We start from the raw sequence: 19,264 nt of genomic DNA on the forward strand, positions 1-19,264 counted from the left end.
CGATGGGCGAGATTCTGGTGCTGTACTACAGCCGGGGCGGTTCGGTGGCACGGCTGGCGCGCCAGATCGCGCGGGGCATCGGCGAAGTGCCGGGCATGACCGCGCGCCTGCGCACGGTGCCGCCGGTGGCCGCCGTGACCCAGACCGCGCAGCCACCGGTACCCGACGATGGCGCCCCCTACGTGAGCGTGCAGGACCTGGTCGACTGCCAGGGCCTGCTGCTCGGCAGCCCCACCCGCTTCGGCAACATGGCCGCGCCGGTCAAGCACTTCCTGGATGGGCTGGGCGCCGAATGGGTCAATGGCACCCTGTCCGGCAAGCCGGCCGGCGTGTTCACGTCCACCGCCTCGATGCACGGCGGCCAGGAATCGACCCTGCTGTCGATGCAGGTGCCACTGCTGCACCACGGCTGCGTGATCGTCGGCATCCCGTTCACCGAACCGGCGCTGAGCCACACCACCAGTGGCGGCACGCCCTATGGCGCCAGCCACGTGGCCGGTGCCGCCGACGATCCGCAGCCGACCGACGACGAAGCGGTGCTGGCGCGCGCGCTGGGGCGCCGGGTGGCCGACATCGCGCAGCGGTTGGCCCGATGAACCGCGCGCCGCGCACGGTCCTGCTGTTGGCCCTGATGGGGCTGGCCGCGCTGTTCGCAGGCTGGTTCATCAATGACAGGCACTGGCTGGCCACCCAACTGGTGTTCACCGCGCCACCGCTGGCGCTGGCCATCGCCGTGCGCCTGGGCTGGCGCAAGGCCGGCTTCTGGGCCTCGGTGCTGGCGCTGGGCTGGTTCAGCCACGGCGTGATGAGCGCCTGGAGCCACCCGGAAACGCGCTGGCTGGCGCTGATCGAGATCGCGCTGGCGCTGCTGGTGATCTTCAGCGCCAGCCTGCCCGGCCTGCGCGCCCGCTTCGGCAAGCGGCGCTGACGCTGCGCGCCCAGGGCCTTATCATCTGCATTCCTGGCCCCGCGCCGCAGTCCCTGTCCTGGTTTCGCGCATGCACATGATGGAAGAGCTCCTGGTCGTCACCACCGGTGGCACGATCGACAAGATCTACTTCGACGACAAGTCGGACTACCAGATCGGCGATCCGCAGATCGGCATGATCCTGCGCGAGCTGGGCGTGACGTTCCGCTTCAACGTGATTCCGATCCTGCGCAAGGATTCGCTGCACATCAACGACGAAGACCGCGAGCTGATCCGCGCCACCATCGCCGCGCAGCCCACCCGGCACGTGCTGGTGACCCACGGCACCGATTCGATGGTGCAGACCGGCAAGGTGCTGGCGACGATCCCGGACAAGACCATCGTGATGACCGGTGCGCTGAGCCCGGCACGCTTCCGCGGCTCGGATGCGGAGTTCAACATCGGTTGTGCGATCGGTGCGGTGCAGTCGCTGCCGAGCGGCGTGTACATCGCGATGAACGGGCGGATCTTCGACCCGCAGCATGTGCGCAAGAACGTGGCGGCGAACCGTTTCGAGTCGGTCTGAGGAACAGCGAGCCGGCCGAGGTCGGCACCCACCCGGACAAAAACGCCCCGGCCGAAGCCAGGGCGTGCCCTTGGAGAGGGACTTGGGCTCAGTACTGGGCGCTGAGGGTCAGGCCCGAGAAGGTGCTGTACGCCTTCATCCGCACATACCAGGTGCCGGCGGCAGGGCTGTTGACGGTGCAGGTCTCGCTGTTGCCGCTCAGGTACGGACGGCAGGTGTAGGTGGTATCGGTCGGGGCACTGCCCTGGCGCACGTACAGGTCGGCATCACCGCTGCCGCCACTGATTGCCACGCGCAGCTGGGTGCTGCCGGCCGGAACGGCGACGGTGTAGTTCAGCTCGGCACCGGTCGCGGCGCCCAGGCCGGTCACCGGCACGTTGTTCTGCAGCACGTTGCCGCCCGGGTTCGGGCCACCGCCATTGATCGCCGCATCCACGGCCGCGTTGGCGTCGACGATGCCGGCGCCGCAGCCCCCCGAGCAGGCGCCCGGCAGCGGGCGTGCGGTGCTCTTGATGATGCTCTCGACCTGTGCCGGGCTCAGCGGGCTCGGCGCCACCGACTGCATCAGGGCCACCACACCGGCCACATGCGGCGCCGCCATCGAGGTGCCGTTGTAGGACGCGTAGCTGGCGCTGCCCGGCGTGGTGGTGCCGGTGTTGAGGGTGGACAGGATGCTCTGGCCCGGGCCGGAAATGTCGATGCCGGCACCATAGTTGGAGAAGCTGGCACGCGCACCGGCCGAGGTCGTGGCCGCCACCGCGATCACGTTCGCGCAGTTGGCCGGCACCGACGAGGACACGTTGGTGTTGCTGTTGCCGGCGGCGACCACCACGGTGGTGCCGCGGCTGACCGCGCCGTTGATCGCGTTCTGGTAGGTGGCCGAGCAGGTGCCGCCGCCGCCCAGCGACATGTTGATGACTTCCGCCGGATTGGCATTGGCCGGCACGCCACTGACGGTGCCGCCGGAGGCCCACACGATCGCATCGGCGATGTCGGAGGTATAGCCGCCGCACTTGCCGAGCACGCGCACCGGGACGACCTTGGCGTTGAACGCCGTGCCGGCCACGCCGGTGCTGTTGTTGGTCACCGCCGCCACGGTGCCGGCGACGTGGGTGCCGTGCCAGCTGGAGTTGGACGCCGGGATGCCCGAGCCGCACTCGTTTGCGCCATACCAGTCGCCCTCGTCGTTCGGGTTGCTGTCGCGGCCACCGCCATCGCGCGCCATCGCGGCATCGCTGATGAAGTCATAGCCGGGCAGGATGTTGGCGTTGAGATCGGGATGGTTGGTGATGCCGGTATCGATCACGGCCACCACCACGCCGGTGCCGGTGGCCTTGTCCCAGGCCGGCCGCACGTTGATCGACGCGTTGGAGGTACCAAAGCCCCACTGTTCGCTGAAGCGGGTGTCATTCGGGGTCAGCGTCGCGCGCATGATCTGGTCGACTTCGACGTATTCCACGTTCGGGTCGGCGGCCAGCTTGCGCATCAGCAGCTCGGATTCAGCCTGGTCAAGCGGGCGGTCGGTCCTGACCAGGGTCGGGCCGACGGCCAGCTTGCGGACCTGCTGCAGGCCCAGCGCACGGCCCTGGCTGCTGGCCAGGCCGGCGGCGGCACTCTTCAGCGAAGAGGCCAGTGCGGTGGTGTTGGCCACCGGCGCACTGCCGTCGCGGTACTTCACGATGAAGCGCTGGTGCGTCGGCGCGGACTGCAGGCCGCTGAGCTGGACGTCACCGGCCAGCGCAGGCGTGGCCAGCAGCAGCGATGACAGAACGGACGCACCAAGGACCACCCACACTCGACGCACACGCGGTTGCGTTACCTGGGACATCGTATTTCCCTTTCTAGTGGTGTGAATGCCGGAATCGGCAGAAGCACCGGCCCGAACCATGGGCTGGCTTGCGTTGGCGAGGTTCGAAGTCCGGCGAGTCAGCGGATCCCCCTATCGATCCGCCGTGCAGATGACGCTAATGACCAAAACCGGACACCACAAGATTTTCAGCGTCTTTTCAGCAAGATGAAATGTTCGTTCTGAGACTTCCCGGGTCGAGGGTTTGTGAAGGTGAAGGAACTTTCTCATCTCCTGCACACACCTGACTGGGTCATCACCTGTCCTGCGATGACTTTGCCGACATCGGCATCCGCCGATTCGGGGTCGGAGCCGGGGTCAGATCCCTTTTCCCACGGAAAAGGATCTGACCCCACCCACCTGTCCAAAACGCAGAAAGCCCGTCACAGGGACGGGCTTTCCAGGAACAACGCAGCCGAGCGCGCGCTCGGGTCTACAACCCGGTGCGGGCGATCAGCCCAGCTTGACCAGCCAGTTGTGCCGGTCCGGCAGGCGGCCGTACTGGATGTCGGTCAGTTCCTTGCGCAGCGACATGGTCACTTCGCCGGCCGGCGCGTTGATGTCGCCCACCGAGAAACCCTCGCCCTTCAGCTGGCCGATCGGGGTGACCACCGCCGCAGTGCCACAGGCAAACACTTCGCTGATCGCACCGGAGGCCACGCCGTCCTTCCACTCGTCGATGCTGACCTTGCGCTCTTCGACCTTCATGCCACGGTCGCGCGCCAGCTGCAGGATGCTCTCGCGGGTGATGCCCTCGAGGATGCTGCCGGACAGTTCCGGGGTGACCAGCGTGCCGTCCTTGTAGACCAGGAACACGTTCATGCCGCCCAGTTCTTCCAGGTACCTGCCTTCGACCGGGTCCAGGAACAGCACCTGCGAGCAGCCCTGCGCCTGCGCCTTCTGCTGCGGCAGCAGCGAGGCGGCGTAGTTGCCACCGCACTTGGCGGCGCCGGTGCCGCCCTTGGCCGCGCGCGCGTATTCGGTGGACAGCCAGATCGACACCGGGGCCACGCCCTTGGCGAAGTACGGGCCGGCCGGGCTGGCGATGACGTAGTAGCCGGCCTTGTGCGCGCCGCGCACGCCGAGGAAGGCTTCGTCGCCGATCATGAACGGGCGGAAGTACAGGCTCGACTCGTCGGCCGACGGCACCCACTCGCTGTCGACGGCGATCAGCTGCTTCAGCGATTCGACGAAGATCTCCACCGGCAGTTCCGGCAGCGCCAGGCGCTGCGCCGAACGCTGCAGGCGACGGCCGTTGGCATCCGGGCGGAAGGTCCAGATCGAGCCGTCAGCATGGCGGTAGGCCTTGATGCCTTCGAAGATCTCCTGGCCGTAGTGCAGCACGGCCGCGGCCGGGTCCAGCTGCAGCGGGCCGTAGGCACGCACACTGGCGTTGTGCCAGCCGGCATCCTTGTCCCAGCGCACTTCCACCATGTGATCGGTGAAGTGCAGGCCGAAGCCCGGCTTCTCCAGGATCTTGGCGCGCTCTTCAGCGCTGCGCGGGTGGTCCGAACGGGTGACGGCGAAGCTGGGAATGGACTGGGACACCGGAGGATTCCTGTTCTGGTTGCGGGTAGTGCCGGGCCCGCGTCACTGCGGGCCCTGGGTCAAAGCATGCCGGTCTCGAGCCGCGCCGCCTCGGACATCATGTGCTGGTTCCACGGCGGGTCGAACACCAGGTCGACGTCGGCCTCGGCCACCGTCGGGATCATTTCAAGCTTGCTGCGCACGTCGTCGACCAGGATCTCGCCCATGCCACAGCCCGGTGCGGTCAGGGTCATCTTCACGTCGATCTCGCGCTTGCCTTCGTCCAGATGCTTGATCTCCACTTCATAGACCAGGCCCAGTTCAACGATGTTGACCGGAATCTCCGGGTCGAAGCAGGTGCGCAGCTGCTGCCACACCAGTTGTTCCACCTGCTCATCGGTGGCGTCGGCCGGCAGCTCGAGCGGTGCCGGCGCCTCCTTGCCGATGGCGTCGCCGTCCTTGCCGGCGATGCGGAACAGGTTGCCCTCGACGAACACCGAATAGCTGCCGCCCAGCGACTGGGTGATGTACCCATAGCTGCCGGCAGGCAGGGTCACGGTATCGCCCTGCGGGACCATCACGGCCTCGCAATCGCGTTCGAAGTGGACAGGTTCGCTGCTACGGGAATACATGGGGACCGATATGGGGCCGTGGCCGGGGCCACGCAAGACGGCATTCTAGCCCAGCCGCCCCGGCACCGCCGGTGCACTGCGGCAAACCACAGTATCCTGTGGGTGATCTTCAGGGAGCTTCGATGTCCTCCATTGCCACGCGTGCCAGGACCGTCACCTGGCTCTGGTCCCTCATGCTGTTGCTGGGTCTGCTTGTTGCTCCCCTCGCCTGGATGGTCCTGGCGCTGATGACCGGCCGACAGGTCGGCTGGATGGCGGTAGTGTCCGCCCTGGAACTGGTGTTCATGCTGCGTCTGGGCACACTGGGCCCGGGCCGGTTGCGCATCGCCCTGGTCGTGCTCGGCACCCTGCTGGTGGCCGTCGTGGCCAACTGGGCCATCGCCAGCGCCTGGATGGGCGGCTCGATCGGTCTGGACCTGTGGGACGCCACCACGCGGATGGGCCCGCACCTGGCCTGGACCCTGATCACCCTGGCCAATGGCGCGATGGAATGGCTGTGGCTGGCCGTGGCCGTGGTCGTCGGCGCCTGGCTGGCGCGCTGAGCGCGTAGATCCACGCCACGCGCGGATGGGGGGTAGTGCCGGCCGCTGGCCGGCAAAAGCGCGCGGCCCCAGGTCCGCACTACCAGATGCAACCACCACGCGCGGATCCGGTAGTGCCGGCCGCTGGCCGGCAAAAGCGTGCGGACCAAGGTCCGCACCTACCAGATGCAACCATCACGCGCGGATGGGGGTAGTGCCGGCCGCTGGCCGGCAAAAGCGCGCGGCCCCAGGTCCGCACCTACCAGATGCAACCATCACGCGCGGATGGGGGTAGTGCCGGCCGCTGGCCGGCAAAAGCGCGCGGCCCCAGGTCCGCACCTACCAGATGCAACCACCACGCGCGGATGGGGGTAGTGCCGGCCGCTGGCCGGCAAAGGGGTCAGAGCCCTGTCCTGCGGAAAGGGATCCGACCCCGGTCTTCAATGCCCGCCGTCGAGCGCCTTCAGCTCGCTCACCAGCGAGGCGGCCGCTTCGGCGCCGTCGCCATAGAGCATGCGGGTATTGTCAGCGTAGAACAGCGCATTCTCGATACCGGCGAAGCCGGTGCCCTTGCCGCGCTTGATCACCACCACGTTGCGCGCGTTGACCACGTCCAGCACCGGCATGCCGTAGATCGGGCTGGCCGGATCAGTACGCGCGACCGGATTGACCACGTCGTTGGCACCGATCACCAGTACCACGTCGGTGTTGGTGAACTCCGGATTGATGTCATCCATGTCGGCGATCAGGTCGTAGGGCACGCCCGCTTCGGCCAGCAGTACGTTCATGTGCCCGGGCATGCGCCCGGCGACCGGGTGGATGGCGAACTTCACCTTCACCCCGCGCTGGCCCAGCCGCTGCGCCAGTTCCCAGATCTTGTGCTGCGCCTGGGCCACGGCCATGCCGTATCCAGGCACGATCACCACGCGTTCGGCGTAGGCCATCATCGCCGCGACATCCGGGGCTTCGATCGGCTTCTGCGCGCCGCTGATCGCCTGCGCTTCGCCACCAGCACCGCCGCCGAAGTTGGAGAACAGCACGTTGCGGATCGGCCGGTTCATCGCCTTGGCCATCAGCCGGGTCAGCAGGATGCCGGCCGCGCCGACCATCATGCCGGCGATGATCAGCGCCTCGTTGCCCAGCACATAACCTTCGAACGACACTGCCAGGCCGGTGAACGCGTTGTACAGCGAGATCACCACCGGCATGTCGGCACCGCCGATCGGCAGCGTCATCAGCACGCCAAGCGCCAGTGCCAGCACGAAGAAGGCGACGATTGCCCAGGCACTGAGCGTACTGGCCGCGATGATCGCCAGCACCACCACCGCCAGCGCCACCAGCAGGTTCATCACCTGCTGGCCGGGCCAGGTCACGCGCTTGTCCAGCCGTCCATCCAGCTTGGCCCAGGCGATCACCGAGCCGGACAGCGACACCGCGCCGATCGCCGCGCCGACCACCGCCAGCAGCAGCATCGTGCCGGACGGCTGGCGCGCGGCCAGGTCGGCCAGCGCCTGCGCGCTCCAGTGGCTGGTATCGCGGTGGGCCAGGAAGGCATAGCGCAGCAGTTCCACCGCACCGATCGCCGCCGCCGAGCCACCACCCATGCCGTTGTACAGCGCCACCATCTGCGGCATGTCGGTGATGGCAACCTTGCCGGCCGACCACCAGGCCAGGCCCGCACCCAGCAGCAGTGCCACCAGGATCAACGGCACGTTGTGCAGTTCGGGCAGGAAGAAGGTGGCCGCGGTGGCCAGCAGCATGCCCAGCCCGGCCCAGCGGATGCCGCTGCGCGCGGTCAGCGGCGAGGCCATGCGCTGCAGGCCGAGCAGGAACAGCGTGGCGGCGACCAGGTAGCTGGCCTTGACCAGCCAGTCGAGCAGTTCGACGGTGCTGATGTTCAAGCCTGCGGCTCCTTCGGTTCGTCCTTGCCGCCCCTGGGCGCGCTCGGCTTGAACATTTCCAGCATGCGCGCGGTGACCACGTAGCCACCGGCGGCATTGCCGGCGCCGAGCACCACGGCCAGGAAGCCCAGTGCCTTCTCCAGCGGCGTCTGCGCATGCCCCAGTACCACCATCGCGCCGATCAGCACGATGCCGTGGATGAAGTTGGAACCCGACATCAGCGGGGTATGCAGGATCACCGGCACCCGCGAAATGATCACGTGGCCGGCGATGGCTGCCAGCATGAAGATGTACAGCGCTACGAACCCGTCACTCACCGGCAACGCTCCTGCTCTGTCTTCGTCGGCCCATCATAACCATGGGCTGAACCCGGCGCGCACCCGGCGTCAACCGGAGCGCCGCTCACGCGTTGTCGATGGTGACCCCGAGCGAGGAACCGTACCCTGTGCTGGTGAGCAGCCCCGCCCCCCCGAGCGCCCAGACCGATGCCCTGCCGGCATCGCTGGAGGCATTCCTGGCCAGCGTCGGCCCGCGTGCGTTCCGCTTCGCCGAGGCCGGCCTGCGCCAGCGCGAAGACGCCATGGATGCGGTGCAGGACGCGCTGCTGCGCATGCTGGATTACACCGACAAGCCGGCCGCCGAATGGGCGCCGCTGTTCTGGAGCATCCTGCGCCGCCGGGTGATCGACCTGCAGCGCCGGCGCCGCTTCCGCCTGCCGTTCTGGCGCGACAACCAGGACGCGGAAGGCGGCGAGATCGACTGGGCCGATCCCGGCCCGGACCCGGCACAGGCACATGAGCAGCGCCAGCAGTACCAGCAGCTGGTGGACGCGTTGCGCACCCTGCCCGCCCGCCAGCGCGAGGCCTTCACCCTGCGCGTGCTGCAGGACCTGGACGGGGCCACCACCGCCCGCGCCATGGGCTGCAGCGAAGGCGCGGTAAAAACCCATCTGGCACGCGCCCGGCAGGCGCTGCAGGACTACCTGGAGACCCACCCGTGAACCGCTCCCTGCCTTCCGATGACACCCTGCGCCGCCTGCACGCGCAGTCGCTGCAGGCGCTGTCGCCGGCAACGCTGGCCCGGCTGCGCCAAGCTCGCCACGGCGCCACGGCCACCACCCATCGTGGGCGCTGGCGCTGGTGGCTGGCCAGCGCCTGCTCACTGGTGGTTGCACTGGGCATTGGCCTGCAGTTCACCGGCCATGGCACGCTTGCGGGTCCGCCGCCGGACCCCGTGCTTGCTTCAGTGGAAGACAACGGCGCGCTCTACGACGAGAATCCCGATCTGTACCTGTGGCTGGGCGATACCGACCTGGCGATGGAGTAAATCATGTCCCGACTGCTTGCCCTGCCACTGCTGTTGACCCTGGCGCTGCTGCCGGCCGTTCCGGCGCTGGCGCAGAACGCCACGCCCGCCCCTGCCGCACCGGTCACGCCATTGCCTGCGTGGGAGCAATTGAGCGAATCCCAGCGAGAGTCCCTGCTGGCGCCGCTGCGCGACCGTTGGAACAGCGCTGATGCCGGCCAGCGCCAGCGCATGCTCTCGCACGGCCAGCGCTGGCAATCGATGAGCCCGGAGGAGCGCGACAAGGCCCGCCGCGGCCTGCGCCGCTTCGAGCACATGAGCCCGGAACAGCGTGAACAGGCACGCGCCCTGTTCGGGCAGATGCGCAACATGCCGCCGGCACAGCGCGACGCGCTGCGCGAGCGCTGGTCGCAGATGACGCCGGAGCAGCGCCGGGACTGGGTGCGCGACAACCCGCCGCCGGCGAAGCCGCGGTAAGGCCCCGGGGAACGGGGTCAGAGCCCTTTGCTGACGCAAAGGGATCCGACCCCTGGCAGATTGCGGGAGATCGGGGTCAGATCCCTTTGCCAGAGGCAAAGGGATCTGACCCCACGTCATTCATGCCTGCCAGCGCGTCTTTGCCAGCAGCTCGTCGTCCCAGTCGAAACCGAGCCGCCCCTCGCGCACGAACAGCGCAACGAAGTTGAGCAGGTTGCGCGCATACATCTCACTGGCCTGGGTCGCGCCGCGACTGGCCAGGCCCAGCGGACCATCGATGGTCACGCCCTGGTGTTCGATGCAGTGCCCCGGCTGGGTCAGTGCACAGTTGCCGCCGCTCTCGGCCGCCAGATCGACAATGACGCTGCCGGTGGCCATGCCCTCCACCATCGCGGCGGTCACGATGGTCGGCGCCGGCCGACCGGGTACGGCAGCCGTGCAGATCACCACGTCCACGCTGCGCAGGTGGTCGGCCAGCCGACGCTGCTGCTCGGCGCGCTCCTCGTCGGTCAACGCACGCGCGTAGCCGCCTTCACCGGTCGCGCTCACGCCAAGATCGAGGAAGCGCGCACCCAGTGACTGGATCTGCTCGCGGGTTTCCGGGCGCACATCGAAACCTTCCACCTGTGCACCGAGGCGCCGCGCGGTGGCGATGGCCTGCAGGCCCGCCACGCCGGCACCGATCACCAGCACCTTGGCCGGCCGCACGGTGCCAGCGGCGGTGGTCAGCATCGGGAAGAAGCGCGGCGCGCGTTCGGCGGCAATCAGCGCTGCCTTGTAGCCGGCCATGCCGGCCTGCGAACTGAGTACATCCATCGCCTGCGCGCGGGTGGTTCGCGGCAGCTGCTGCAGCGGGAACAGCTGCAGGCGATCATCGGCCGCCAGCGCGGCCAGCGCCGGATCGTTGGCCGGTGCCAGCAGGCCAACCACGCTGGCACCGGGCCTGAGCTGCTCCAGCACCGTCGCAGGAGGTGCCTGCACGCACAGCAGGATATCGATCTCGGCCCAGCGGCCCGCGTCGAAGACACGTGCGCCGGCGTCGTCATAGGCGGCATCGGTGAAGCCGGCGGCCAGCCCGGCGCCGGCCTCGTACCAGACCGTAATGCCGAGGGCACCGAGCTTGCGCGCGGTTTCCGGTGTCAACGCCACGCGCCGTTCACCCGGCGCGGTCTCCTTGATCCCCAGCAACGCCACGGCCATGCAGGTCCCCGCTGATCGGTGAGTTTTCCCGATCCTAGCAGGCAGCCAGCACTCAGTGCAGGGTGGTGCTGCCCGGGTCGAGGCGGTCGATCACGCCCTGCATGGCGCTGTCGAAGGCGCCATCGTCAACGTGGGCACGCAGGCGGCCGAGCCGCACCATCACCGCCAGCTCTTCTGGCGAGGCCACGCAGAAGCGCACGCCGCGACGGTTGACGAACAGCAGGCGCGAGGAAATCGGGCTGACCCAGGACAGCTTGCCCGCCTGGACCTTGCCGTCCTTGTCGACGAAGTCCAACCAGTTGCCGATTTCCATGCGTCGGAAGCGGTCGGCATCGGCGTTGTCGAAATCGTCGGCATCGATCTGCCCGCTGAGTTCCACCGCTGGCGATTCGGCCACCGGCGGTGCCGGCAGCGCGACCTGCGGCAGCTCGGGCAGCGCGCGCTGCAGTTCCGGCCGCGACTCGGCGATGCCCTGCAACGTGTCGTGCAGGGCGTCGATCGCACCGGTAGCCGCATCGCCGTGCACACCGACGCTGGCAAACACCTTGGCCAGCACCGGCTGCCAGGCCTGCAGCCATGGCTTGCCGACAATCTGCCGGCGTGCCTCGGCCACTTCCTCCAGCAGGCCGTCGCCGAGGCTCAGTGCCTCGGCCACCGACGCGCCTTCTTCGCCCTCGCGCAGCAGCGCCAGGGTCAGGTGGTGCTGCCAGGGCTGGCGCAGGAACTCGGCAATGGCCGGCGGAAGGGTGGCATCACCGATGCGACGATCCAGTTCCGCACCGGCCCGGGTGCGGGCCATTTCCAGCTTTTCCTGGCCGCGCTGCGTTTCTGCGGCGCGACGCTCGGCGATTTCCACGCGGCGGCGATGCTGCACCAGGAACTCGCGGAATTCTTCTTCCAGGGTCAGGAAGATCGCCAGGTTCTCGTTGAACTCGGCCACTAGGCGCTCGATGATCTCCTCGACCTTGGCCATCAGCATGCGCTCGGCCTGGCTCTCGCCGGTGTTGCCCTCGCAGGCCTCGGCCAGCGAATTGAGCAGCTTGCGCGCCGGATGGGTCTTCTGCACGAACATGCGGCGGTCGAGCATGGCGACCTTGACGAAAGGCACGACCAGGCGGCCGATCAGTTCGCGCGAGCGGCCTTCCAGTTCACGCTCGTCCAGCATCACGTCGAACAGCATGCCGACCAGGTCGATGGCATCCTCATCCTGCGGGTCCAGCCGGGTCTGGCCCGGATCGACGCCGAGCTGGGTGGCGCTGGACAGCACTTCGCTCTTCAGCCGCTGCGCCAGCGATTCGCCGTCCTCGCCGATGGCCGCGCGCAGGGTCGCGCTCGGCGTGGCCTGCAGCAGCGACAGCACCGACATCATTTCGCGCTGGCTGAGCGGGCGCTGCTGGCCGACCGCCACCTGTGCCGCAGACGTGGCGTCCTCACGCACATGGCGGGTCTGCTGCAGCAGTTCGTGCAACGCTTCCAGCAGCATGCCCTGCTGGCCGGCGTAGGCCTCGCCGGCGGCGCCGTCATCGCCGCCCAGGTGCTGCTGCATATGCCCGCGGCGCTCGGACCAGCGGGAGGCAAAGCGCTGCGCCCAAGCCGGTGCGGCCTGCTCGTCATCGCTGAACCCCGGATCGACGCCCGCGCCGTGGCGATGCTCGACCAGGTCATCCAGCATCCCGGTCATGCGCGGATCCGGTGCCGGCGGTTGTGGGCGCTGCGGAGCCCCCATCTGCGACATCACGCCGGCTGCGGCCAGCTGCTCGTCCAGCTTCTCGTAGATGCGGCCGACCGGTGCACGCAGGTCGCGCTCGCACAGCTTGATCAGCACCAGATGCACTTCCGGGGCCAGTTCGCAGCCGGCAAAGGCCTCGTGGATGGCCACGCCCAGATGTTCGGGGCTGATGGGATTGTGGTCGGCGTCCAGTTCCACGCCGCCGATCAACCGGCCCAGGCGGCGGTCCAGCCGCGCCAGCACCGGCTTGAAGTCACGCAGCAATACAGTGGCGAAATTGCGCACCGCCAACCGCGATTCCAGTACGTGTTCGGCCAGCAGGCTCAGGCCATCCTCGGCCGGCCCCGACAGGGTCGCCTCGGCCGACAGCGGCTCACCGGCCGCCAATGCGGCCCACGCCTGCTGCAGGTGGCCGGCGAAGGCGGCAGCGATCTCCTCACGGCGGCGGCGCAGTTCGCGCATCGCGTCCAGGAACAGCAACTGCGACGAGCCGGCATTGCCGGCGCGGTCGAACAGGGCATCGTCGAATCGCGCCAGTGCGGCCCCGAAGGCCTGGCACAGCGCGGGCAGGACCATGTCCCGGGCAAGCTGGAGCTGGGCCGGGTCACGGCCCGGCGATCCCATCGGTGTGGGCACGCTCATCATTCGGGAAGGCTCCCCACCTTCTCTGGTACGACAGACAGCATGGACATCGCGACGACCGGCACACCCCATGTACCGGAACGTCGATGGTAGGCCGGCCAGCCCGTCACGGACAGTGAAACAGTCCTCACTTCAAACCTCATGACCGGCGGCCCGGCAAGAGGGGTATCGTAAGCCGTGCAAGGCCCACGAGGCGAGGGGAAGCGGCTGTCCGTTTCCCGCCAGTGGCATGATGTTCATCACAGTTTGGTATTCAGGGGCCGGACGCGACACAGACGGCGTCATTGACCACCCCGACTATAATCAAACACCCGTGATGACCGGTTCAGACTCCATGCCCGACCCCGCTGCCCTGCTCGCCCTGGATGCCCGCCGCTCAGTGCCTTCGCGGCAACTGGGCGAGCCCGGCCCGGACCCGGCCACCCTGCAGCGGATGCTGGCGTCGGCCGTGCGCGTGCCCGACCACGGCAAGCGCGTGCCGTTCCGCTTCCTGAAGATCGCCGGCGATGCACGTCACACTCTGGGCGACTTCCTGGCCAAGCGCAGCCGCCAGCGCGACCCGCATGCCGGCGAGGCCGTGTTCGAGAAGGACCGCCAGCGTTTCAGCCACGCCCCTCTGGTGATCGTGGTGGTCGCCAGCCCGCGCCCGGACCCGAAGGTGCCGGAACAGGAACAGCTGATGACCGCCGGCTGCGTCTGCTTCGCCCTGCTGCAGGCCGCGCAGGCGCTTGGCTTCGGCGCACAGTGGCTGACGGCCTGGATGGCCTTCGATCCGATCGTGCAGGCCCACCTGGGCCTGGTCGAGGGTGAACGCATCGCCGGCTTCATCCACATCGGCACCGCCAAGGCCGACGTGCCCGAGCGCGAGCGCCCCGACCCAGCGACCCTGCTGCAGGACTGGACGCCGCCGGCATGACCCTGCCGGCACCGCCGCCGTCGCTGTACCTGGTCGATGCCAGCATCTACGTGTTCCGCGCCTGGCACTCGCTGCCGGACCAGTTCCAGGACGCGCAGGGCTGGCCGACCAATGCCGTGCACGGCTTCGCCCGCTTCCTGCTGGACCTGCTGGAGCGCGAGCGCCCGCGGCACATCGCCATTGCCTTCGACGAAGCGCTCGACAGCGGCTTCCGCCACCGCCTGTATCCGGCCTACAAGGCCAACCGTGATCCGGCACCGGAAGCGCTCAAGCGCCAGTTCGTGCACTGCAAGGCGCTGTGCGCGGCGTTGGGCCTTGCCGTCCTCGCCCACCACGACTACGAAGCCGACGACCTGATCGGCAGCGCACTGCACGTGCACCGCGGCAGCCATCGCGGGGTGATCATCTCCGCCGACAAGGACCTGTCGCAGCTGCTGCTGGATCACGACGAACAGTGGGACTACGCCCGCAACCAGCGCTGGGACGTGGCCGGCGTGAAGGCACGGCACGGCGTGCATGCGCACCAGATTGCCGATTACCTGGCGCTGTGCGGCGATGCGGTGGACAACATTCCCGGTGTCAGTGGTGTCGGCAGCAAGTCCGCCGCCGTGCTGCTGGCCCATTTCGGCAGCTTGGATGCGCTGTACGAACGCCTGGACGAAGTGCCGTTCCTGCGCCTGCGCGGTGCCGCCCAGATGGCGGTGCGCCTGCGCGAGCAGCGCGAGCACGCCCTGCTCTGGCGCCAGCTGACCACCATCGCGCTGGACGCGCCGCTGGAAGGCAGCCAACCCGGCCTGCTGCGCCAGACCGCCGACCCCGAGCTGCTCGGCGGCCTGTGCCAGACCCTGCGCTTCGGCCCGATGACCCGCCGCCGGCTGTTCGATGCCGCCGGCGTGCCCGATATTCTTCCCACCCACAGCGAGCCCGCATGAGCCAGCGCAACACCGAAGCCCCGCGTGTCGTCTATGAAGGCAAGTACCAGCGCATGCTGGTACGCGGCACCTGGGAATACAGCGAACGTACCCATGCCGGTGGCCTGGCCGCGATCATCATCGCGGTGACCCCGGAGGACAAGGTGCTGTTCGTCGAACAGTTCCGCGTGCCGCTGCAGGCCCCCACCATCGAGATGCCGGCCGGCCTGGTCGGCGACATCCACGCCGGCGAATCGATCGAAGTCTCGGCCGTGCGCGAGCTGGAAGAAGAAACCGGCTGGACCGCCGATCACGCCGAAGTGCTGATGATCGGCCCGACGTCCTCCGGCGCCAGCAGCGAGAAGATCGCCTTCGTACGCGCCACCGGCCTGCGCCGGATCGGCGAAGGTGGCGGCGATGACAGCGAAGACATCACCGTGCACGAGATTCCGCGCGCGCAGGCGGCGGCCTGGCTGGTGCAGAAGATGGGCGAAGGCTATGAGCTGGATGCCAAGCTGTGGGCGGGCCTGTGGATGATCGAGCACCACCTGGACGGGCGCCCGCGTGGCTGACGCCGATCTGCACGCACTGCCGGCGCTGCTGGGCGCCGATGACCCGGCGATCTATACCCTCCACCGGCCGCAGGGCGCCTCGCCGTACCTGCTGCTGGCCGATCACGCCGGCCAGCAGGTGCCACGCGCGCTGACCGGGCTCGGCCTGGCCCAGGCCGAGCTGGACCGCCATATCGGCTGGGACATCGGCATCGCCGGCACCACCCGCGCACTGGCCGAACGGCTGGATGCATGGGCGATCGAACAGACCTATTCGCGGCTGCTGATCGACTGCAACCGCCCACTGGCCTCGCCGACGCTGATTCCGGAAGTGAGCGACCACACCGTGGTCCCGGGCAATGCCAGGCTGTCGGCTGCACAGCGGCAGCAGCGCATCGATGCGATCCACGCGCCCTACCATGCGCGCATCGACGCGGAACTGGATGCACGCCGCGATGCCGGCCGCCCCACCCTGCTGGTGATGATGCACAGCTTCACGCCAGTGATGAACGGCACGCAGCGGCCGTGGCACGCCGGCGTGCTGTACCACCAGGACACGCGCTTTGCGCATGCACTGCTGCAGGCACTGCGCGATGAAGGCGACCTGGTGGTGGGTGACAACGAACCGTATTCGGTCAGCAGCACCAGCGACTACGCGGTACCGGTGCACGGCGAAGGGCGCGGCCTGGTGCACGTGGAACTGGAGATCCGCCAGGACCTGATCGCCGATGCCGCCGGGCAGCAGGCGTGGGCGGAGCGGCTGGCGCGGATCTTCAGCGCCTTGCAGCCACAGTTGCTGGCGTTCGGTTGAACGCGCGTGGTCCCATCCCGGATTGGTAGTGCCGGCCGCTGGCCGGCAACCTCAATGATCCAACCACCCCGAGGTTGCCGGCCAGCGGCCGGCACCACCGCAGGCGTGGCACATCCACCTACGGCAGCGCCTTCAATCATGCCTCGTTGACCGGGCAGACGGCAGCAGCCGATTCGACCGGCGCCGGGCGCAGGCCCAGCGCGATGGCCACGCCGAGCGCGGCGAACAGCGCGGCGCCGTACTGCGCATTGACCATGCCCTGCAGCGCATCAGGACTGGTTGCCTCCTGCGTGCCACGCGCGGCGTTGGCCACCATCACCAGTACCGCCAGTCCCAACGCGCCGCCGATCTGCTGTGCGGTGGCGGCCATGCCGGACGCCACACCCTGCTGCGGCCCCGGCACGCCCTGCCCGGCCACGATCCACATCGCCGTCCAGCTCATGCCCTGGCCCACGCTGAGCACCACGATGCCCGGCAGCAGCGGCCAGTAACCGGCGCCATGCGGCATCGCCAGCGCCACCGCAGTGATGCCGATGGCACCGGCCGCGAAGCCCCAGGCCAGCACCTGCCGTGGCGAACGGCGCCGCAGCATGCGTTCGGCAATGCGGATGCCGAAGGTGCAGACCATGGTCGGCAGCAGGAAGGCCATGCCGGCCTGCAGCGGGCTCCAGCCGTAACCATCCTGGAAGTAGAGCGCCAGGAAGTAGTACTGCACGCCATAGCTGCTCATGAAGGCGAAGGTCAGGCCGAGTGCCGCGCGCAGGCCGGGCAGGCGCAGCAGCGCAAACTGCATCAGCGGGTCACGGCTGCGCTTTTCGATCTGCACGAACACCGTCAACAGTACGGCTGAAAGCAGCAGGCAGATGAGCGTGGCGCGGGCCGTCCAGCCCCACTCCGGCCCTTGCACCAGGGTGGTGACCAGCAGGCTGCCGCCGGCGGTGACGGTGAGGCAACCGGCCAGATCGAAGGAACGGCCCTGCACACGCGGGCCATCGGCCGGCAACCACGCGCCGGCCGCGACTGCACAGGCGGTGGCCAGCGGAACGATCACCGCCAGCACCGCCGGCCAGCCGAACGCCTGGGTCAGCACGCCACCGAGCAGCGTGCCCAGCGCCAGGCCGACCGCACTGGCCATGCTCCAGATCGCCAGTGCGCGGTTGCGCACCGGGCCTTCCGCATACAACGTGTTGATCAGCGCCAGCGTGGCCGGGAACAGCAACGCGGCACCGATGCCCTGCGCCGCGCGCGCGATGATCAACAGGGTGGCATTCGGCGCCAGCGCGCCGAACAGCGACGCCAGCGCGAACAGCAGCATGCCCAGCCGGTAGAAGCGGCGGCGGCCGATCAGGTCGGCGGCGCGCCCGCCCAGCAGCAGGCTGCCGCCGAACGCCACGGTGTAGGCACTGACTACCCATTGCAGCTGCTGCGCGTTGATCTGCAGCGCGCGGCCCATGTCGTGCAGGGCGACGAAGATGATGGTGGCATCCAGGGCGATGATCAGCTGGGCAGTGGCCAGCAGGGTCAGCGCCCAGCGCGGGTACTTGAGGGGAGGCATCGGCGGTCTGGTGCGGTGGGGGAGCGCAGTCTCATTGATGCGACCGAATCAATAAACCCCCTGCCAGCCATATCTGTCATGATTTTCATCATGAATGGAACTTCGATGGACCTCAATGCAGTGCGCATGCTGGTGCAGGTGGCCGAAGCCCGCAGTTTCACCGTCGCCGCCGGGCAGCTGGGCCTGAGCCAGTCCGGCCTGTCGCGCGCGATCGGCCGGCTGGAGGCCACGCTGGGGGTGAAGCTGCTGCAGCGGAACACCCGCAACGTGGCGCTGACCCCGGATGGCCGCCAGTTCGTCGATCAGGTGGCACCGCTGCTGTGTGGCCTGGAGGATGCCGAACGCCAGTTGGCCGACCGTCCCTGCACGCCCGCGGGCACCCTGAAGATCAGCGCGCCCTCGATGTTCGGGCGCAAGGTGCTGGTACCGCTGCTGGCGCCGTTGCTGCAACAGCACCCGCAACTGCAGGTGGAGGCCGTGCTCAGTGACCGTCTGGTCGATCTGGTCGAGGAAGGTTTCGATGCCGCCCTGCGCACCGGCGTCATCGCCGACCAGCGCATCGTCGCGCGCCCGCTGCGTCCGCTGCGCTGGGTGACGGTGGCCAGCCCCGCGTATCTGGCCCGCTGTGGCGCACCGGACGATGTGGCCGCGCTGCGGGACCACGCGTGCCTGGCGGTGCGCAACCTGCGCAGTGGCCGGCTGGTGGACTGGCAGTTTCTGCAGGAGGGCCAACTGCACGAGTTCACCCCACCGACGCGGATGGTGTTCGACAGTGGCGATCCGCTGGTGGAAGCGGCCATCGCCGGCATCGGCATCGTGCAGGTGATGGATTTCGCGGTGGCCGACGCGCTGGCTGACGGCCGCCTGCAACGCGTGCTGCAGCCGCTTGAAGGCCGCAGCCGCGCGCTGTCGCTGATCTACCCACCGTCGCGCCAGCACTCGCCAAAGCTGCAGGTGCTGGCCGACGCGTTGCTGGCCGGGGATTGGTAAATCCACGCCATGCGTGGATGAAGGTTTCGGCGGGGTCAGAACCCTTGGGTATCCGGTAGCGCCGGCCGCTGGCCGGCGAGCCACATCGGGCGGCGGCGAAACGACCCGGCAAGGCGTTGCCGGCCAGCGGCCGGCACTACCGATCAGGCGAAGCCATCGGTGGCGCGCACCAGCGCGTCCACGTTCTCGGCCTCGAACGCCGAATGTCCCGAGGCCTTGGCTATCCGGTAGCGCCGGCCGCTGGCCGGCGAGCCACA

Annotated in this window: 20 protein-coding genes; 12 read left to right on the forward strand and 8 right to left on the reverse strand. The window is 68.6% G+C overall.

Going from position 1 to position 19,264, the window contains the following annotated elements:
• The first annotated feature begins 2 nt into the window (after positions 1-2).
• From wrbA to AC5P7F_RS20825, 3 genes are all read left to right on the forward strand, one after another.
• Positions 3-596 (forward strand): NAD(P)H:quinone oxidoreductase, encoded by a 594-nt coding sequence (gene wrbA, locus AC5P7F_RS20815; RefSeq protein ID WP_014646025.1) that lies wholly within the window; start codon positions 3-5, stop codon positions 594-596.
• The gene (locus tag AC5P7F_RS20820) at positions 593-928 is read left to right on the forward strand and encodes a DUF2069 domain-containing protein (RefSeq protein ID WP_014646024.1); all 336 of its coding nucleotides are present in this window, start codon (positions 593-595) and stop codon (positions 926-928) included. Before wrbA ends, AC5P7F_RS20820 begins: the two co-directional genes overlap by 4 nt.
• A gap of 79 nt (positions 929-1,007) precedes the next feature.
• Entirely contained in the window at positions 1,008-1,493 is a 486-nt protein-coding gene (locus tag AC5P7F_RS20825; RefSeq protein ID WP_010481766.1) for an asparaginase domain-containing protein, read from the forward strand.
• 88 nt (positions 1,494-1,581) lie between these two features.
• Here AC5P7F_RS20825 and AC5P7F_RS20830 read toward each other — a convergent pair whose 3' ends face one another.
• From AC5P7F_RS20830 to sufT, 3 genes are all read right to left on the reverse strand, one after another.
• The gene (locus AC5P7F_RS20830) at positions 1,582-3,321 is read right to left on the reverse strand and encodes a S8 family peptidase (protein ID WP_481462504.1); all 1,740 of its coding nucleotides are present in this window, start codon (positions 3,319-3,321) and stop codon (positions 1,582-1,584) included.
• Positions 3,322-3,792: 471 nt separating this feature from the next.
• Positions 3,793-4,887 carry a branched-chain amino acid aminotransferase gene (locus AC5P7F_RS20835; RefSeq protein WP_049440133.1) on the reverse strand — a complete coding sequence of 365 codons (1,095 nt, stop codon included), beginning with the start codon at positions 4,885-4,887 and terminating at the stop codon, positions 3,793-3,795.
• Between the two features lie 59 nt (positions 4,888-4,946).
• Positions 4,947-5,498: a putative Fe-S cluster assembly protein SufT gene (gene sufT / locus AC5P7F_RS20840; protein WP_495204207.1), complete on the reverse strand. Its 552-nt coding sequence runs from the start codon at positions 5,496-5,498 to the stop codon at positions 4,947-4,949.
• Between the two features lie 122 nt (positions 5,499-5,620).
• Between sufT and AC5P7F_RS20845 the strand changes: the two genes are divergently transcribed.
• Positions 5,621-6,040 carry a hypothetical protein gene (locus tag AC5P7F_RS20845; RefSeq protein ID WP_164077515.1) on the forward strand — a complete coding sequence of 140 codons (420 nt, stop codon included), beginning with the start codon at positions 5,621-5,623 and terminating at the stop codon, positions 6,038-6,040.
• A 419-nt stretch (positions 6,041-6,459) separates the two neighbouring features.
• Here the strand turns inward: AC5P7F_RS20845 and AC5P7F_RS20850 are convergent, their stop codons facing one another.
• Together AC5P7F_RS20850 and AC5P7F_RS20855 are read right to left on the reverse strand one after the other, a co-directional pair.
• Positions 6,460-7,920: an NAD(P)(+) transhydrogenase (Re/Si-specific) subunit beta gene (locus AC5P7F_RS20850; protein ID WP_032956961.1), complete on the reverse strand. Its 1,461-nt coding sequence runs from the start codon at positions 7,918-7,920 to the stop codon at positions 6,460-6,462.
• Positions 7,917-8,237, reverse strand: a complete 321-nt coding sequence (locus AC5P7F_RS20855; protein ID WP_014646018.1) for an NAD(P) transhydrogenase subunit alpha part 2 — start codon at positions 8,235-8,237, stop codon at positions 7,917-7,919. The genes AC5P7F_RS20850 and AC5P7F_RS20855 overlap by 4 nt, the downstream gene beginning before the upstream one ends.
• Before the next feature lie 98 nt (positions 8,238-8,335).
• On the opposite strand from AC5P7F_RS20855, the gene AC5P7F_RS20860 reads away from it, so the two are divergent.
• The 3 genes from AC5P7F_RS20860 to AC5P7F_RS20870 are packed head-to-tail and all read left to right on the forward strand — an operon-like array spanning position 8,336 to position 9,702.
• Positions 8,336-8,920 (forward strand): RNA polymerase sigma factor, encoded by a 585-nt coding sequence (locus AC5P7F_RS20860; protein WP_481462592.1) that lies wholly within the window; start codon positions 8,336-8,338, stop codon positions 8,918-8,920.
• On the forward strand, positions 8,917-9,246 hold the full coding sequence (locus AC5P7F_RS20865) for a membrane protein (protein ID WP_032956964.1): 330 nt from the start codon (positions 8,917-8,919) through the stop codon (positions 9,244-9,246). Before AC5P7F_RS20860 ends, AC5P7F_RS20865 begins: the two co-directional genes overlap by 4 nt.
• Before the next feature lie 3 nt (positions 9,247-9,249).
• Positions 9,250-9,702, forward strand: a complete 453-nt coding sequence (locus AC5P7F_RS20870; protein ID WP_164077516.1) for a DUF3106 domain-containing protein — start codon at positions 9,250-9,252, stop codon at positions 9,700-9,702.
• Between the two features lie 120 nt (positions 9,703-9,822).
• On the opposite strand, the gene AC5P7F_RS20875 is transcribed toward AC5P7F_RS20870, so the two are convergent.
• Both AC5P7F_RS20875 and pacR read right to left on the reverse strand, forming a co-directional pair.
• Positions 9,823-10,902 (reverse strand): NAD(P) transhydrogenase subunit alpha, encoded by a 1,080-nt coding sequence (locus AC5P7F_RS20875; RefSeq protein ID WP_069118521.1) that lies wholly within the window; start codon positions 10,900-10,902, stop codon positions 9,823-9,825.
• Between the two features lie 52 nt (positions 10,903-10,954).
• Positions 10,955-13,276 (reverse strand): PacR family protein, encoded by a 2,322-nt coding sequence (gene pacR / locus AC5P7F_RS20880; protein WP_164077517.1) that lies wholly within the window; start codon positions 13,274-13,276, stop codon positions 10,955-10,957.
• 331 nt (positions 13,277-13,607) lie between these two features.
• On the opposite strand from pacR, the gene AC5P7F_RS20885 reads away from it, so the two are divergent.
• Genes AC5P7F_RS20885 through AC5P7F_RS20900 form a run of 4 tightly spaced genes read left to right on the forward strand, consistent with a single transcriptional unit; the run spans position 13,608 to position 16,462 of the window.
• Positions 13,608-14,189 (forward strand): nitroreductase family protein, encoded by a 582-nt coding sequence (locus AC5P7F_RS20885; protein WP_032956994.1) that lies wholly within the window; start codon positions 13,608-13,610, stop codon positions 14,187-14,189.
• The gene (locus tag AC5P7F_RS20890; RefSeq protein ID WP_014646011.1) at positions 14,186-15,121 is read left to right on the forward strand and encodes a 5'-3' exonuclease; all 936 of its coding nucleotides are present in this window, start codon (positions 14,186-14,188) and stop codon (positions 15,119-15,121) included. The genes AC5P7F_RS20885 and AC5P7F_RS20890 overlap by 4 nt, the downstream gene beginning before the upstream one ends.
• The gene (locus AC5P7F_RS20895; protein ID WP_024957736.1) at positions 15,118-15,672 is read left to right on the forward strand and encodes an NUDIX hydrolase; all 555 of its coding nucleotides are present in this window, start codon (positions 15,118-15,120) and stop codon (positions 15,670-15,672) included. The genes AC5P7F_RS20890 and AC5P7F_RS20895 overlap by 4 nt, the downstream gene beginning before the upstream one ends.
• On the forward strand, positions 15,665-16,462 hold the full coding sequence (locus tag AC5P7F_RS20900; RefSeq protein WP_164077518.1) for an N-formylglutamate amidohydrolase: 798 nt from the start codon (positions 15,665-15,667) through the stop codon (positions 16,460-16,462). The genes AC5P7F_RS20895 and AC5P7F_RS20900 overlap by 8 nt, the downstream gene beginning before the upstream one ends.
• Before the next feature lie 136 nt (positions 16,463-16,598).
• Here AC5P7F_RS20900 and AC5P7F_RS20905 read toward each other — a convergent pair whose 3' ends face one another.
• Complete coding sequence (locus AC5P7F_RS20905) at positions 16,599-18,017, reverse strand: MFS transporter (protein ID WP_481462580.1); 1,419 nt, start codon at positions 18,015-18,017, stop codon at positions 16,599-16,601.
• Between the two features lie 105 nt (positions 18,018-18,122).
• Between AC5P7F_RS20905 and AC5P7F_RS20910 the strand changes: the two genes are divergently transcribed.
• The gene (locus AC5P7F_RS20910) at positions 18,123-19,007 is read left to right on the forward strand and encodes a LysR substrate-binding domain-containing protein (RefSeq protein WP_164077523.1); all 885 of its coding nucleotides are present in this window, start codon (positions 18,123-18,125) and stop codon (positions 19,005-19,007) included.
• The last annotated feature ends 257 nt before the right edge of the window (positions 19,008-19,264 follow it).

The organism is Stenotrophomonas sp. YJH_SMC_105-26, assembly GCF_059368915.1.